This is a genomic window from Bacteroidales bacterium, from assembly GCA_016707785.1.
In the GTDB taxonomy this organism is placed as follows: Bacteria; Bacteroidota; Bacteroidia; order Bacteroidales; family UBA4417; genus UBA4417.
In genome coordinates this window covers 40,782-56,985 of the sequence record JADJGZ010000013.1, presented here as the reverse complement: position 1 = coordinate 56,985, position 16,204 = coordinate 40,782, and the positions used below count along the sequence as shown (strand labels likewise).

The window sequence follows — 16,204 nt, the reverse complement described above, 5'->3', positions numbered from 1 at the left end:
TACTTGATAATTGAACTTTATATGTAACTGATAGAATACGAATTACATGGATCCGTCAGCTGACGGACACGAATTTTCACGAATGAATTTAAATCCGTCCGTCAGCTGACGGATCCGCGCAATAATCCGCGTCATCCCTGCCTCGCCGGCAGGCAGGCGTGTTCCAATCACCGAGCATTAGGATAATTTTGCTTCCAGAGCCAAAGGCTACCTTTCGGGGCACTCAGAGCCAAAAGCTCCCCTTCGGGGCAGACAGCGCCCAGCACCCAGCACCCAGCACCCAGCACCCTGGAATACGCTGGACTCAGAGCTTCGCAATAAAATTAGCCAGGTTATGCTCATGGGGGACATTGAGCTTTTTCCGTATACGTGTACGGGCGACTTCAATACTTTTTATTGACTGTCCACTGAGAGAGGATATTTCACGGGTATTCATATCAAGACGGATGAAAGAACAGAGCCGCCGTTCTGAGGGGGAAAGCTCAGGGTACTGCTCAAGCAGGCGATTTTGAAAACCGGGGTGCACATCATTAAACTGCAATTCGAACTCTTTCCAGTTATTGGGGGATAGTTCCTGCTTAAGCGTGGATTGCAATCCATGAATTGCAGCAGCAGCTCCACCTGACTGTTTCAACTCTTCCAGGTCTTTGATCAGTTTTTCGAGAAGTTGGTTTTTCTGATTGATGAAAATAGTCTTGGAAGTTAATTCCCTTTCTTTTACGGATAGATCCTCATTAAGTTTCCCTATTTTCTCTTCACTGAGTTGCTGCACTTTCGCTGTTTCCTTCTTTGCTTCTTTCTGACGCTTATAAACCAACCAGATAATAACCGCACTCAGGATGAGGCACAGAGCCATTAAGATTACAAGAATATTCCTGGTTCTGATGGCATTTTTCTGAAGTTGACTGTTCTCCGTGAGAATTTTATTTTCTTCCGTAAGACTATTCTGCACAAAGCCTGCTTCTATTTCTTCAATGGTCCTGTATTTATCGGCGTTATAAATACTATCCTTTAACCGGACAGCTTTTTTCATCCACTCCAATGCAAGCTTTTCATCTCCTTTTTGCTCATATCCGTTTGAAAGACAGAGGGTAGCATCCAGTCGTATCTTCAGACTCCCTGAAATAGCAGACTGTTTCACCGCATTTTCTGCATACTTTATAGATTCATTTATATTCCCACGGACTAATTCAATTTGAGCAATTTCTACCAATGCTTCAGCTACATCAGCTTTCGAACCGATTGTTTCAAATAGCGATAAGGCTTTTTCATAATACGCCAGGGCAATCTCAGGCTCTTTCCTCAGGCTTTGGAGTTTACCCAACTGCATATAGCAGGATGCCAGGAATGATTTATCGCCTGATTTCTGTGCAAGTTTCATGGCATCGTTGAGAAACTGGCCTGCATTTTCATAATCCTTCAGATCCGTATAGGCATCTGCAATGTTTTTATAACGAATGATCAGCCGATATTCATCATTCAGCGCTTTAACGATTTTCAGTGACTGGTTGTAGTAATCAAGGGCACGGAAGGGATCGCCATGATCGAGATACAGATTACCAATATTGTTCTGGCAATCCGACACCATCATATCATTCTTCAGAGCTTTAAATTGATTGATGGCCTTTTCGTAGGATTCCATCGCCCGTGAAAAGTCACCTTTTTTGCGGTAAACATTCCCCAGGTTATTGTAACAACTAGCGGCTTCATTCTTTAAACCAGCCTTTTGGGTGACATCCAATGCTTTATTATAGCATACCACTGCATCTCCCAGGTTTCCCATCTGCTTTTGAACGATGCCCATCCCGGTATAGCACCAGAACTGCCCGGAGGCATCTCCCGCTATTTTATACTGGTCCATGGATTCAGTATAATAGCGGGTTGCTTCCCTGAACTGGCTTTGTTCGAGACAGAGTTCAGCCAGGTTAAAGAGGCAATCGGCCATATCCACAGGCGAACTGAGCTCTTTGGAAAGATTGTAGGCCGGGTCAAAGTTCTGCCTTGCTTTATCATAACGGAGATCCTGAAAATATACCATTCCCAGTCCGGAATAGGACTTCATCAATTGCTTTTGCAAGGTTCTCTTTGACTTTCTGTCCGACTTTGAAATACAATTTCCGATGCTCCGGATGGCTTCTTCATACAGCTTTATGGCAGAATCCGATGAGGCAGCTGAGGCCTCCAAAAGGATACGTTTGTACATAGCTGTATCGCAGGAAGATTTCCCTGACTGGGCAGATACCTCATTTGGGGCAGATAATAAAACACTGAATAGCAGTACGGTTGCAATTTTAACCGATAGAAAATGGTTCATATGCAGAATTCTGAAATAAAGGTAAGAAAAAACCGGCCCAAAATGGCAATCCTAATCGCATTGTTGTAGGAGTGGATTTCCCGGCTTTTTTTAATTTCGTTTCGCAGATTCCTTCTGAAGGAAGGTAATTGGCAAACAAGTCCAATTCCCGAATGGTTATGTCCATTATGGAATTCATTCCCGAATGGTCATACTTTTTGTGGAATAAATTCCTGAATGGCCAGGTCTTTCCGATGCATACTTCAGACCCGGGACAGAAATATCCAGGATGTGAAGCCTTATATTCAGAACCTGGAATTTGCTTAAATAAATTTCCCGGTGAAAAGCCTGCCCACCATTATTATTATGTGAAGTCATACAAGCATAAACTATTAGTGTTATCGTGCCAATTTATTTATATTTGACTTCTTGTTTGACTATAGAAGGATCAGGTATTTACATTCGTGATTATATATTGGAGTTTCTGCCGGGGTAATTTATCTGCATTTTGATTGTTGACATTAAAATATGATTAGTTCTACTTGTGCAATGCTGAATATTTGAGGAAAAAACATCATGCAATGAGGATACACACGCGTTGGCGGCAAATACGATAACACCCCTGTTAATAGATAATTTATGGATAAGATATGGATATTTGATAAGATTGGATTATCTTTGAATGGATAATTAATAGATAACTTATGGATAACTTCCAAAATAAATTAAACTTCGATTTTAAATACAATCAACAGATTATCAAACTAATTGGCTTTATTGATTCATTTAAAGGCAAATGGAATATTGTTGAACAAAGAGAAAATGTTTATCTGAAAGAACTCAGAAAAATAGCAACAATTGAATCAATAGGATCATCAACGAGAATTGAAGGTGCTCAGATGACAAATGAGGAGATTAAAGAGCTTCTCAATAATATGGAGATTACAAAATTAAAGACCAGAGATCAGCAAGAAGTAGTCGGGTATTATGATGTTCTAGAGCTTATCTATGAAAGTTATCCTCAAATAAAAATATCAACCAACGATATCTTGTTTTTACATCATAGACTATTAAAGTACAGTATCAAAGACGATAGACATAGAGGTAAATATAAAAACCTTTCTAATAAAGTAGTTGCAAATTATCCTGATGGTACACAGAAAATAATATTCAATACAACTGAACCACATCTAGTTGAAAAGGAGATAAATGAACTAATTGCCTGGACAAATCAGCAATTAGCAATCAGAGAAATGCATCCACTGGTTATTATTGCGGTTTTTATATATGAATTCCTTTCTATTCATCCTTTTCAAGATGGAAATGGCAGGCTATCCCGATTGTTGACAAATCTTCTTCTGCTTAAAAATGATTATCAATTCATTCAATATGTTTCATTTGAGAATTTGATAGAGCAAAAGAAAAAATCTTATTATGAAGCCCTAATGGATGGACAAAAAGATAGATATTCAGATTCTGAGAGAATAAATTCTTGGGTTTTGTACTTCTTGGATTCATTACAAACATTGATTCAAAGACTTGAACAAAAATATGACGTGTTTAAATCTAAAGGTGGATACCTTAATGAAAGGCAAAAAAAATAAAAGACTTTATTGAGAAAAACCAACCAATCAAACTAAATGACTTAGTTGAAGCAATGCCAAATGTTACTATCCATACACTTAAAAAAGATTTACTATACTTGAAAACTGAAAAACTTATTGAGTCAATTGGGAAAATAGAGGACTATTTATAACATCAAAGAAAAATAATCTACTTGTCCCCTAACATGGACTTAAGCTGCCAGGGCTTGTCCACATGCAGTGGCCTGCCACACAAAGCCCGGCGCCCAGGCAGGGAACGTTAACTGAACCGCAATCGTATCAGAATACACCTATCATCCCATGAAAAAGATAACACAATACATTTCAGGGTACTTAAAATGTCCGGAAAGGAGATCAAAATTACGGGACCTTCATTCAAATGCCTGAATATTAGCCACCTTGAAAGTGGATTCTATTTCCTTGAAATCACTTTGGATAATAACAGAATAACCAGGAAATTAGTCATTGATTAAACAGAACAGGCATCATTCCAGAAGCAGCTACCTTATCTTTGTTTCCACAGAATGTAATGATGTGTGATTAGAGCACACTTTATATATTTATTCAACAACATTTAACCAAATAATTTCTGCTATGAAAAAACTTATTATGCCAATGATCGTTGCATTATTGTTCTGTGCAGCTTGTGGTGATAATGAAAATGAACAATCGCTGCTGGTAGGGGTAACTAATGAAAATGTGAACATCCATACATTAAACCCACCCATGCAAATCGCTTACGGCCATCCTGATTCTATTGACTTAGAAGGTGATCTCAGCTATGATCTGCTAATTTTTCAAACCCTTGTACCTGCCGAGACCGGGTTCGCAGCAGAAACCCGTATTGCAGGCAGGAACGAGTTGCAGGTAATACTTTCCAGTGTAAACGTGTATCCTGATACATTGGAATACGGAAATGAAATCAGTAATGCCAGTAATTGGTCAGATACGAGCAAGGAGAATCGGATCCTGCACGGATTGGAATTAAGCGGTTTTAATCATTATACTCTAACCGGAAATTTCCTCGGATTCACTGAACATTACCTTGGGATTCGCAAAGAATCCCGTTTTGGATGGGTAAAAATGAAGAGGAATGCTGATAACGGCAATATGGAAGTCCTGGAGTGGGCCATGATGAAGTAAACCGATGCAGAATAGGTTTGTGATCAGTCATTTGACTCAAAATTACTCCTCAATCCATATCTGAATCTCATCTGGTAAAACTGCCAGGAATACGCGTAAAACACCCTTTGCTGGTCAAAGGAAGATCATTTACTAATCTAACCATCATGAAAAAAACGATATTAATGACGCTGGTGCTTGCGACAACTTTTTCCCTGGGTTTCGCTTTAAAATCGATGATGACTACCAATGACAACCCTCCGATGAAAAGAGTGACAGGTATTGGAGGTATCTTTTTTAAGTGCAAGAACCCCAAAGCAGTGCGTGAGTGGTACCAGGAGCACCTGGGGTTGAACACGAATCCATATGGGAGTGTATTTGAATGGTGGCAGGGAGCTGACAGCACCAAAAAAGGATTTACACAATGGAGCCCTTTTAATGAGAAAACAACATATTTTGAGCCTTCAACCAAGGATTTTATGATTAACTACCGTGTAGATGACCTGGAAGCACTGGTGGCAGCGCTTACGAAGGAAGGGGTAACCATTACCGACACGATTGAAACCTATGATTATGGCAAGTTCGTCCATATTATGGACCTGGAAGGCAATAAAATAGAACTTTGGGAACCGAACGACCCTGAATACGAAAAATTAGGTCTGCAAATCGGAAGTAAAACTACGAAGTAAGGGCTTTCAGAAATTGAAATTCATGGAAACCATCACTCCAAATCGATTGGCGTTAGGATGGTCGTTGTAGGAAAGGCGCCAGATACCGTCGACCCTGATAAACCGGAAGATATTTTCAATCCCGATCCCTGCTTCAAAATAAGGTTTCCCTAATGAATAGGTACCTTCCGGAAAAAAGTTATATTGAAGGTTTTGCAGGCTTGTGTGACCAACTACGCCCCTGACCTGAGCAACTTCCCGCCATTTAAGTTTTCGGATTGCTGGAATTCTGTTGAGGAAGAAACCTTCGAAATGGTGGGTAAAAAGGAAATTTACATATTCATCGCTGACAAATTCATAATAATTCATCAGGTTAAAAGCAGATTCATCATACCAGAATGTTTCGTTACCGCTATGGATTTTCATGAGTGGGAAAGGCATTCTTCCCCAGCTTTTACCTGCTTCCACATAGTATTTAGACCAGCCGGCACTCATTGAATTGAACCATTGAGAAACCCTGATTTTTGCCTTGTGGTATTCAAAGTCGCTATTGACAAGGTTTGGTATGCCATAGGTGTATTGGAAGTCCAGTACCGGATAGGGTGAACTCACCACTACCCTTTCAAATTCTCCGGTCAGGACCTTTTCCCTATACCCATAATGCAGGTCTAGAGTGACTTCAGTTGTCGTAATCTGGTTCCTTGAGAGGTATTTATCCAATTCGGAGTCATATAATCTTATCCCTTCCTTATTCAGGGAATAGATTCTCCTGTTACTCATTCCCAGTGTGTTTGAGAAGCCTGTAAACCATTCATGCTTATAGGCCCATTTAATTTCGTCCACCATGGATAGTTTATCCTGGGGATTTCTTCGGAAGAGAGAGTTAAAGAAGAAATCTTCACGAAAGGCATCATCTCCTACTCCTAATTGTTCCAGGTCATGTTTATAGGAAGAAGTAAATACCCGGTCAGGGGTCTTTCCGATCATATAAATCAGGCCGGCTTTATATTTCAGTTCCTTATCACGGGTACCTATTGCAGCATAACCATCAAACATCACCCTGGTACTGAAATCGTTACTTGTACGGCCTCCAACCCTGAAGCGGTTTCCTTCGATGGAGTTAAAACTATAGAGTGAAGCATAAGGGCCCCATTCAAAGTTGCCGTGAATATAATACCCGGTGAAAACAGTTTCAATGATATCGTAATAGGTATTAAAAATCGGCATTTTTTTCAATGTATCAGCCAGGCGGTAAACGGAAGCTTCTCTATAAGTAAGTTCTTCAGGGCGTGAATGATTCCAGAATTCCTTCTCCCTTCTGATGGCATTATCCATCACGATAATATTATTGGGGGTAGAGAAGATTTTCTCATCCTTAACAGGCTGGAAGCTATACTTGCTGAAGATGGCAGTCCGGGTACCGTAGAACCCCATCGTCACTTTAGCATCTTCTACAATATTGAAATCTGCTACGATATGATCCCGGGTAAGCATCCAATGCTCATTTTCCATGACGTCAAATTCCTGGGAGATCAGCATATCGTTGATGAAATTCATATTTGCATCCTCCACCATTCTCATCTCCACCTTTTTAATGGCGAAGGAAGTATCGTTCACCCAGAAATTCCCGGTAAAGGCATATTCCTGTTTCCGACGGGGCTTGAACATTATGTTATAGCACCATTTTCCGTCGAGGTTAGTTGAATCGATCAGGTAATACTTATAATATAGGAGGCCCAGGGAAGAAACAGGGCTGGGGAAATTCTTCTGAAAAAGGTCGATGTAGTTATCATAGATATTGATGTTCTGGGCAAGATTTCCGGCAAACTGGGCTATGCTGGCATTTTCGATACCTGAGATCTGGGTAGCTGAAATAAATTCTTTCCTGGCTCTTGGAGATTTCCGGTAGTATATATCTGAAAAGGACTCGCTCAGCATGACAGGAAGGTAGGCCTTGCCGTTAACTGTACTGGTATCCATATGCTCAAATACAAATTTGAAAGGTTCCAGCACTCTCCTGTTTTTTAGCTTTTCAGAGATATTATTGGCGTCGAACTGCATTTTTGTGTAAACCTCGCAATGGTAAGTCTCCTTTTTATCGGGATCGTTCAGGTCTTTATGATCGATAATTTTTTTCAGAAGGACTTCAGCCGGGTTTTCTCCCGGGCGAATAACCACTTCTGAAAGCTCGATATTTTCCAATTGAAGAGCAAAATCAACCACCTGGAAATGGTTAGGTTGAATGGCTTTTCTTTCTGTCATATATCCGACATAGGAAGCGATGATGGTATCGATTGCTTTCCGTGATTCAAGGGAATAATGCCCGGAGAAATCAGAAGTAGCGCCTGCATTGGTTCCTTTGAAATAGACATTTACGAAAGGCAAAGGTTCTCCTGTTCTGGCATCTTTCACTACACCCATCACTTTTGTGATCTCCTGTGCATAAACTGACATATTCAAGAGCAGGCAGATCATAGAAATGCCTGAAATGAATAAAAATGTCAATCGATGGGTATATTTATTGATCATGCGGCGGTCTTAATCAAAGCTTATGCCAAAGCCTGAAACTATAATTTTATTGTTCTTTCAGATCGTCCCAGAATTCGACGGCTCTTCTCATGTGTGGCACGACGATAGTGCCGCCTACCAGGGTTGCGATGCCTAAAGTTTCGAAAAGTTCTTCTTCCGAGACATTGTTTTCATAGCATTTAATCAGGTGATACCTGACACAATCGTCACATCGGAGCACCAGTGATGAGACCAAGCCCAGCAGTTCTTTTGTTTTAACTGGCAGGGCTCCTTCAGTATAGGCATTTGTATCTACATTAAAAATCCGGCGGATGACTTTACTATCTACATCCAGGATTCTTTCATTCATCCTAGCCCGATATTCATTAAATTCTTTCAGTTTCTGGCCCATAGTTAAAAAGTATAAGGTTAGATTATTCCTTCCCTGAGGATATCGTGAAGGTGGATAACGCCAACATACCTCTTCTTTTGAATAACAAGTAATTGAGTAATGTTGTTTGACCTCATGATGTCGAGAGCATCAGAAACCAATGAATCTGCCTCAATAGTGCGTGGGTTAAGAGTCATAATGGAGGAGGCAATGAGGCCTTCGATGGAAGCATGGTTCTGAAGCATTCTCCGAAGGTCACCATCCGTGATAATGCCGAGTAGAGCATCTTTATCCATGACGGCAGCTACGCCGAGTCGTTTGGAAGAGATTTCAAGAAGGACTTTTTTGATATCGTCATTGGGGTGAACCGTAGGTTTCTCATTATGTATATAGAGATCGGACACCCTTAGATACAATCTTTTCCCCAGGGCCCCGCCGGGATGGTACCTTGCAAAGTCTCCTGAAGTAAAGCCCCTGCATTCAAGCAGTGCCACAGCAAGAGCGTCACCCATCACCATTTGAGCGGTAGTGCTGGAAGTGGGAGCCAGGTTATTGGGGCAGGCTTCCCTCTGCACCGTTGTATCAAGCACAAGATCGGCCTGTTTGGCGAGATAAGAATCAGTATTCCCGACAACTGCAACCAGTTTATTCCCCATAAGTCGAAGAAGAGGAAGCAATACTTTTATTTCCGGGGTATTTCCGCTTTTCGACAGGCAAAGAATGATGTCATCCTGGCGTATCATGCCTAAATCGCCATGAACTGCGTCGGCAGCATGCATGAAACTCGCTGGTGTTCCAGTGGAATTGAAGGTAGAAACCATTTTCAGACCGATGTTCGCACTTTTCCCAATTCCTGTGACGACCACTCTTCCTTTGGATTCAATAATCCACTCCACGCATTGAACAAAATCGTCGTTAATGGAGTTTTTCAGTTTCGAGATTGCTGAAGCTTCATCGAGGATCGTCTGAATAGCGATTTCTTTAATTTCCTGTGCTGTTTTCAATTGTCTTGAAATTTTTACCAAAGAACAAAGATAAGGAATTCAGCACAAGCGATCATAACCTGCGCAGAACAGAAGGAAATTGCTTCAGGCTATGGATTCCTCAAGAGGTATTCCTATTTAGATTTGGTATAGTTAGTGTATCATTCTGTGATTTTTTTTTAAAGTGTTGATTATTTGAATTTTCGTAATACTTTTGCACGCTTTTTTACAGGAGGAGAAAAAGGGCGATGGTATTGAAAGGATTTCATTACCCGGTCAATAATTTGTTCCCAGATACGTTAAGTATAGCATAATAAATCGGTTGTTATAAAAACCGGTAAAGAATAGCTTACTTTTACCATAAACCGGAATTAATTATCAATCAATAAAAAATGATTACCAAATACGGGATTTAATGGTTATCTTTATTTCTGGGTTTGTGTAAAGCGTGAAACCGACATAAACTTTGTAATAGATGGAAATATGAATGCATGAATAAGTAATGGGGTTGTTTTAACCATTTTTAAAATCAATCCTTTGTAATTATATTTGCAATAGGCTTTCACATTAGTAAAAAAACTAACGAATTTAACAGAAGAAATACCTCGAGTGAGGGTCGCGAAAACAGCAGAATTATGCGCGGAACGAAGAAAACTGAGGAATACAAGGATTATCCACTTCAAGACTTGCTTAAGAAAATTTTCGGATTCGAAAATTTCAAGGACAACCAGGAGCTCATAATACGCAATGTATTATCGGGTAATGACACATTTGTTATCATGCCAACAGGCGGAGGTAAATCGATGTGTTATCAGCTTCCTGCCATGATTTTACCGGGTACGGCAATTATCATATCTCCCTTGATTTCCCTGATGAAGAACCAGGTGGATGCTATCCGGCAATTTGATTCCAAGAAAGGCATTGCACATTTCCTGAATTCTTCGCTCAGCAAGAATGAGATTGCAGATGTTAAGAATGATCTAACTACAGGTGCAACCAAGTTACTGTATGTTGCACCGGAATCCCTGACTAAAGAAGAGAATGTCAATTTTTTCAGGGATATCAATATTTCTTTTTTTGCCATTGATGAGGCACACTGTATTTCGGAGTGGGGTCATGACTTCCGTCCTGAATACCGGCGCTTGCGTCCCATCATTGAATCCATTGGGCAGAAAGTGCCTGTGATGGCATTAACAGCGACAGCCACGCCAAAGGTTCAACAGGATATCCTTAAAAACCTTGGCATGCAGGATGCTGCTCTTTACAAATCATCTTTCAACAGGCCGAACCTTTATTATGAGGTACGGACCAAGCAGGATGATGTTAATAAGGAGGTTATTAAATTTATTAAAGCCCATTTAGGCAAGTCAGGGATCATTTATTGTTTATCCCGCAAGCAGGTAGAAGAACTGGCAGAAACGCTGCAGGTAAATGGCATTAAGGCATTACCTTATCATGCCGGTTTGGATGGACCTATCCGGGTAACAAATCAGGATAAATTCCTGATGGAGGAAGCGGATGTAATTGTTGCCACCATTGCCTTTGGGATGGGTATTGACAAACCTGATGTAAGGTATGTGATCCATTATGATATGCCCAAGAGCCTTGAAGGCTATTACCAGGAGACCGGCCGTTCGGGGCGTGATGATGGTGAAGGTATTTGCCTGGCCTTCTATGCCTATGAAGATATTGAGAAACTGGAGAAATTCAGTAAGAACAAAGGCGTTGCTGAGCAGGAGATAGCGAATCAGCTTTTAATGGAAGTGGTTTCATTTGCTGAATCATCGATGTGCAGGAGAAAACAGCTGCTTCATTATTTTGGTGAAATCTACCCTGAAGAAAACTGTGGAAATTGTGATAATTGCCTGCATCCAAAGACAAAAATTGACGGAAGGGAGCAAGTGGATCTTGCATTGGAGACCATATTGGCAGTCAAGCAGTTATCTAAAGCCAAACATATTGTCAATATATTAATTGGCAAGATTACTTCGAACATCAAATCATATAAGCATAATGAGCTTGAGATGTTCGGGAAAGGGATGGAATTCAGTGAACGATTCTGGGATGGCGTTTTGCGTCAGATGCTTATAGAGCGCCTGGTTGCAAAGGATATCGAGAATTACGGAATTCTAAAGATCACCGCTGAAGGGCAGAAATTTCTGAAAAAGCCTTATTCCATTCTCGTAGCGAGCGATACTGATCCTGAAGAATCGGAGGATGAAGAATTATTAGCCGGAGGAGGTGCCCGGACGAGTACTACTGACAAGACTTTATTTTCCTTATTAAAGGATTTGAGGAAAGAGATTGCCCGTAAAGAGAATTTACCTCCTTTTGTGATTTTCCAGGATCCTTCGTTGGAGGATATGGCCATTCAGTATCCTATTACCCAGGATGAATTGCAGAGGATTACCGGTGTTGGAGCCGGGAAAGCTCAGAAATACGGCAAACCCTTCCTTGAATTAATAGCCAATTATGTAGAGGAGAATGAGATCATTCGCCCTATGGATATGGTGGTAAAATCGGTGGTAAATAAGTCAGGGTTAAAGGTTTATATCATTCAGAACATCGACCGAAAGATCTCTTTAGAGGATATTGCAATAGCCAAGAACCTGACAGCTGATGAATTGCTTTCAGAAATTGAGCATATTGTTGCTTCCGGCACCAAGATCGACCTGAACTATTATATTGATGAGACCATAGATCCTTATCACCAGGAAGAGATCCTTGATTACTTTGGAGAGGCAGAAACGGATTCCGTTCATGATGCATTAAAGGAACTCGGTGAAAATGAATTTTCTGAAGAAGAGATCCGTTTGATGAGGATAAAATTCATGTCTGAGGTAGGAAATTAGTTTTTATGTCATTTCAGTACCCTCATTATAAAGAAATATAACAGAAATTATGTCCGACGAATTGAATAATACTCCCGGTGAATTGCCGGTAGAATCAAGCGTTCCAGCGATGAATCAACCTGAAGCCCCAATAAAGGAGCCTGGTAATTTGCCAATAGTTCAAAAATCCCTTCCTGGCTCATCATCCTTAATGTTGTTCTGGCTGTTGGGATGATTGTACTATTCATCCTTTACCTGACAAACAAAAGTGGAAGTTCAGATGACGGAATGGCTCAAACCCTTGTGAAAGCGAATAGTGGGAACATAGCTGTTGCTTTTGTGAATAACGACAGTATCCTTGAAAATTATGAACTTGTAAAGAAGCTGAAGGTACAATTACAGGCAAAAGGTGACAGGCTTTCTGCTGAGGTTGCCAATAAGCAGGCCACTTTCGACAAGGATGCAGCCTATTTCCAGGAACAGGTTCAAAATAAGACCATCTCTGAGCAGAGTGCCCAGGAGATCTATGGCAGTCTCATGGAAAACCAGCAAAAAATTAATGAATTGCGTGACCGTTATGCTACGGAATTGCAACAGAGCGAGGTAGAGATGAATATTGCCTTACTGGATTCGGTGATGAATTTCCTGCAACGTTACAATACCAAGTACAAGTTTGATTACATTCTTGGTTTTACAAAGGGAGGAAACATTCTTTATGCAAACGACACCCTTGATATTACCAATGATGTAATTAAGGAACTCAATGCTGAGTATAAGAAGCAGCATCCCGAAAAATAGCCGGGGTTCAATGACAATTTATTCTGAGCACTTTTCGTGAGAAATTTACTGTTTATACTCCTGATCTTCGTGGCTCTTTCCTGTGAGAATGGAAATGGGTTATTCAGTAATCTGCCCAGGGGGGTATTAAGTAAATCGGAGATGGTTGATTTACTGGTTGATATTCATTTGGCTGAATCTGCTTTAAGAGTAGGAAATATCCAGCATGTTTCTGTTGCTGATTCCATTTACCAAAAGTCGCAATTTGCTGAAGTATTCAAGGAGCATGATGTCAAGCCTGATGATTTCCAGAAAAGCATGAAGTATTATACTGAGAGAGTCAGTCTCCTGGATGAGATTTATACCAGTGTAATTGACCGACTGACAGAGATGGAATCGGAGTTACAGGGAACTGAAAAGAAAGATGACAAAGTTTTAAAGCCTGACACAGCAAAGAACCAGGTCAAGACACCTCCTGCGGTAAAAGTCAAAAATCCCGCTCAATAATTTTAGTTTTATTGCTTTACTGCGGTTGCAGTATAATAGTCTTTATCGCCACCGGCTATAATGGAATAGTTCCATTCCATATTACCCTGTCCGTCCTTCTTGCCTGTTCCTTCAACAACCCAGCCATTGGTCAGTGTTTGGGCGGAGACAACAATTTGATTAATGGTAACGATACCAATAACGGTGTTATCAGAATTCCCGGGATTTCCGAAATTATCCAGCAGCACCTGGCTACTATTGGAAGCATCCTTTGAAATGGAAACAATATAACTTTGTGACAGCCCACTTTTCTGTTTTCCGCTTTCAGTAAATCTCCATACCCCGACATATTCATTCCTGTTATCTGAGGGTCATTATCGTAAAAAGTGTCTGACTCACAGGAAACAAATAAACCTGATATTGCTAAAGTCAAAAAGGCAAAGAGGAGAAAAGAGTACTTTTTCATGGATCACCGAATAAAAAGAACCTGACAAAGTTAAATATTCATTTCACAAAACTGCAAAAATATATCATTGACTTCGATAGGACGACCAAATAAATCCCCTCAATTTACAATAAGGGCACGGCTTTTAATAACTGTTTCTCCTGAAAGTAACTGGATAAAATAATATCCCGGACATATTGATGTGAGGTCAATTTGCACATTGTGTGCATCTGCTGATGAAAACCCCTCTTTCCAGTTTAGTAAGGCAAGTCCTTGCAAGGAAATTAAGCGGATACTGCTTACTCCTTTTATTCCCTTCCAGGCAATTGTACAAGTTTCCATTGCAGGGTTTGGAGAAATGGTGATTGCTTGCTGAGCCAGCAATTTATCCTCAATTGTAGTAGTACAAACAGTTGTTAATCCTCCATATTGGCTGATGATACTATCCAGGTGTGATGCAGATGGAGGCCAGATATAGGGTTCCGGTATTGTATGGTTAGGGAGAATCAGGATTACTGAGGGATAGGACAGAACATTATAATCGGAAACAACATGGTTTCCATTTCCTTCGGTGCCACTTACTTCAGGGTACTCAGCTCCGTTTTCAGTACCAAAATCAATCACCTGCGAATTATCTGCTCCCCAGTTGATACCTAAACAACCACATTCCCGGAATTGCAGCCGAAGTTACGATATGAACTGCTGATTTCTGATGCGTAAGTTGCACATGGTCCGCAGGTTACTGTAAAAAAATCGAGTACAACAATTTTGTCATCCTCCAGGTATTGGAAAAGATTATGAGTTTGTCCGTGAACATCCTTAACAGTAAAATTTACTGCTGTATCAAGGCTAGTTTGTGCCCAAGACATTGAAAAAGACAGCAATAAAAAAGCAATCAAGGGAAAACGAGACATAAAGAGTATTGAAATTAACCCTGGTTATTAAAGTTGGACGTTAAGTTCTGCAAGGATTCCATCGGCTAAACGGCTTGCCCCGATCCTGAAGAGTGCTGGTTTGAGCCATTCTGCACCCAGTTTTGTTTCAACAAGATCAAAGTATTGCAATGCCTGATCAGGGGTAGAGATGCCACCAGCAGGTTTAATACCTATCAACTTTCCAGAAGCCTGATGATGCTCTTTTATAACTTCCAGCATCACCGACATAGCTTCTAATGTTGCAGCAGGTTGTACTTTCCCGGTTGATGTTTTAATAAAGTCGGCACCGGCAAGAACCGCTAATTCACTGGCTTTTCTTATATTTTCAGGAGTAATCAGTTCCCCGGTCTCAAGTATCACTTTCAGATGAGCTTTATTACAGGCCTTTTTGATTGCCGCCACTTCTTCCGAGATAAAATCAAAATCTCCGGATAGAAATCTACCTCTTGATATCACCATATCAATTTCGTCAGCGCCTTCATTTACAGCATATTCAACTTCAGCCACCCTGATTGACAAGGGGGATTGTCCGGAAGGAAAAGCCCCTGCCACAGAAGCAACGGCAATCCCTGATTCCCCCAGACTTCTTTTTGCTGTTCGCACAAACACAGGATAAACACATATTGCAGCAGGAGAAATTCCACTCACCTTTTTGATGGCAATTGCTTTTTCACACAACTCTTTAACACGTTGATCATGGTCAGTCCCCTCGAGGGTTGTGAGATCCAGAAGCCCAAGAATTATTTTCAAGCGAGCCAGCCGGGTTGACTCTATTACAGGTTTTGAATTATGTCCATCCATGTTATCAACCATAATTTCTGTGAATCCTTTTGAATATCCACAAAAATAATCTTTTTAGGCATGAAATAGACAATTGGATATACCATCTGTTGATTTTAAGATACCAAAGTCTAAACAACACCTTTTCAAAGATTTAATTCTCAAATAAAGTTGCTGGAAAGGTATTACCTACTGCAGGAAAAGTGATTAATTTTCTGGATAAGAATACTCGGCAACGAAAGTCCAAATAACCTAATTGGCTGTAAACTACTACATTAACTCTAACACGGCTAGATATGAGACCTACTTTACTAGAGCTCGGTAGACGATTTTTTACTAAATACATCGTTCTTTTATTTACTTTTTTCATCCTTGCTGGAT

Annotated in this window: 17 protein-coding genes; 7 read left to right on the top strand and 10 right to left on the bottom strand. The window is 40.5% G+C overall.

Annotated elements, in window-relative coordinates:
- Positions 1 to 304 precede the first annotated feature (304 nt).
- Both IPH84_08880 and IPH84_08875 read right to left on the bottom strand, forming a co-directional pair.
- Positions 305 to 2,314 carry a tetratricopeptide repeat protein gene (locus IPH84_08880; GenBank protein MBK7173335.1) on the bottom strand — a complete coding sequence of 670 codons (2,010 nt, stop codon included), beginning with the start codon at positions 2,312 to 2,314 and terminating at the stop codon, positions 305 to 307.
- Positions 2,292 to 2,492 (bottom strand): hypothetical protein, encoded by a 201-nt coding sequence (locus IPH84_08875; protein MBK7173334.1) that lies wholly within the window; start codon positions 2,490 to 2,492, stop codon positions 2,292 to 2,294. Before IPH84_08875 ends, IPH84_08880 begins: the two co-directional genes overlap by 23 nt.
- A 505-nt stretch (positions 2,493 to 2,997) precedes the next feature.
- Here IPH84_08875 and IPH84_08870 point away from each other — a divergent pair.
- The 4 genes from IPH84_08870 (at position 2,998) to IPH84_08855 (ending at position 5,708) form a co-directional block, all read left to right on the top strand.
- Positions 2,998 to 3,897 carry a Fic family protein gene (locus tag IPH84_08870; protein ID MBK7173333.1) on the top strand — a complete coding sequence of 300 codons (900 nt, stop codon included), beginning with the start codon at positions 2,998 to 3,000 and terminating at the stop codon, positions 3,895 to 3,897.
- A gap of 338 nt (positions 3,898 to 4,235) precedes the next feature.
- A complete protein-coding gene (locus IPH84_08865) occupies positions 4,236 to 4,370 on the top strand; it encodes a T9SS type A sorting domain-containing protein (GenBank protein MBK7173332.1) in 135 nt (44 codons plus the stop codon).
- Positions 4,371 to 4,491: 121 nt separating this feature from the next.
- Entirely contained in the window at positions 4,492 to 5,040 is a 549-nt protein-coding gene (locus tag IPH84_08860) for a hypothetical protein (GenBank protein ID MBK7173331.1), read from the top strand.
- A 242-nt stretch (positions 5,041 to 5,282) separates the two neighbouring features.
- Complete coding sequence (locus tag IPH84_08855; protein MBK7173330.1) at positions 5,283 to 5,708, top strand: VOC family protein; 426 nt, start codon at positions 5,283 to 5,285, stop codon at positions 5,706 to 5,708.
- A 6-nt stretch (positions 5,709 to 5,714) separates the two neighbouring features.
- Here IPH84_08855 and IPH84_08850 read toward each other — a convergent pair whose 3' ends face one another.
- The 3 genes from IPH84_08850 to IPH84_08840 form a co-directional block, all read right to left on the bottom strand.
- Positions 5,715 to 8,162: a carboxypeptidase-like regulatory domain-containing protein gene (locus IPH84_08850; GenBank protein MBK7173329.1), complete on the bottom strand. Its 2,448-nt coding sequence runs from the start codon at positions 8,160 to 8,162 to the stop codon at positions 5,715 to 5,717.
- A 100-nt stretch (positions 8,163 to 8,262) separates the two neighbouring features.
- Entirely contained in the window at positions 8,263 to 8,607 is a 345-nt protein-coding gene (locus IPH84_08845; GenBank protein MBK7173328.1) for a carboxymuconolactone decarboxylase family protein, read from the bottom strand.
- A 17-nt stretch (positions 8,608 to 8,624) separates the two neighbouring features.
- Positions 8,625 to 9,590, bottom strand: coding sequence for a KpsF/GutQ family sugar-phosphate isomerase (locus tag IPH84_08840; protein MBK7173327.1), 966 nt, complete (start codon positions 9,588 to 9,590; stop codon positions 8,625 to 8,627).
- A 614-nt stretch (positions 9,591 to 10,204) separates the two neighbouring features.
- On the opposite strand from IPH84_08840, the gene recQ reads away from it, so the two are divergent.
- A complete protein-coding gene (recQ, locus tag IPH84_08835) occupies positions 10,205 to 12,421 on the top strand; it encodes a DNA helicase RecQ (GenBank protein ID MBK7173326.1) in 2,217 nt (738 codons plus the stop codon).
- 47 nt (positions 12,422 to 12,468) lie between these two features.
- Here recQ and IPH84_08830 read toward each other — a convergent pair whose 3' ends face one another.
- Positions 12,469 to 12,648 carry a hypothetical protein gene (locus IPH84_08830; protein ID MBK7173325.1) on the bottom strand — a complete coding sequence of 60 codons (180 nt, stop codon included), beginning with the start codon at positions 12,646 to 12,648 and terminating at the stop codon, positions 12,469 to 12,471.
- Here IPH84_08830 and IPH84_08825 point away from each other — a divergent pair.
- Together IPH84_08825 and IPH84_08820 are read left to right on the top strand one after the other, a co-directional pair.
- Complete coding sequence (locus IPH84_08825; GenBank protein ID MBK7173324.1) at positions 12,632 to 13,198, top strand: OmpH family outer membrane protein; 567 nt, start codon at positions 12,632 to 12,634, stop codon at positions 13,196 to 13,198. The two genes, IPH84_08830 and IPH84_08825, sit on opposite strands and share 17 nt — an antisense overlap.
- A gap of 36 nt (positions 13,199 to 13,234) precedes the next feature.
- Entirely contained in the window at positions 13,235 to 13,684 is a 450-nt protein-coding gene (locus IPH84_08820) for a DUF4296 domain-containing protein (GenBank protein ID MBK7173323.1), read from the top strand.
- 8 nt (positions 13,685 to 13,692) lie between these two features.
- Here IPH84_08820 and IPH84_08815 read toward each other — a convergent pair whose 3' ends face one another.
- The 4 genes from IPH84_08815 to deoC all read right to left on the bottom strand — a co-directional run bounded on the left by IPH84_08815 (position 13,693) and on the right by deoC (position 15,856).
- Positions 13,693 to 13,911, bottom strand: a complete 219-nt coding sequence (locus IPH84_08815) for a hypothetical protein (GenBank protein ID MBK7173322.1) — start codon at positions 13,909 to 13,911, stop codon at positions 13,693 to 13,695.
- A 317-nt stretch (positions 13,912 to 14,228) separates the two neighbouring features.
- Positions 14,229 to 14,732: a T9SS type A sorting domain-containing protein gene (locus IPH84_08810; GenBank protein ID MBK7173321.1), complete on the bottom strand. Its 504-nt coding sequence runs from the start codon at positions 14,730 to 14,732 to the stop codon at positions 14,229 to 14,231.
- A gap of 29 nt (positions 14,733 to 14,761) precedes the next feature.
- Entirely contained in the window at positions 14,762 to 14,977 is a 216-nt protein-coding gene (locus IPH84_08805; protein MBK7173320.1) for a redoxin domain-containing protein, read from the bottom strand.
- 72 nt (positions 14,978 to 15,049) lie between these two features.
- On the bottom strand, positions 15,050 to 15,856 hold the full coding sequence (gene deoC, locus IPH84_08800) for a deoxyribose-phosphate aldolase (GenBank protein ID MBK7173319.1): 807 nt from the start codon (positions 15,854 to 15,856) through the stop codon (positions 15,050 to 15,052).
- Positions 15,857 to 16,204: the final 348 nt, after the last annotated feature.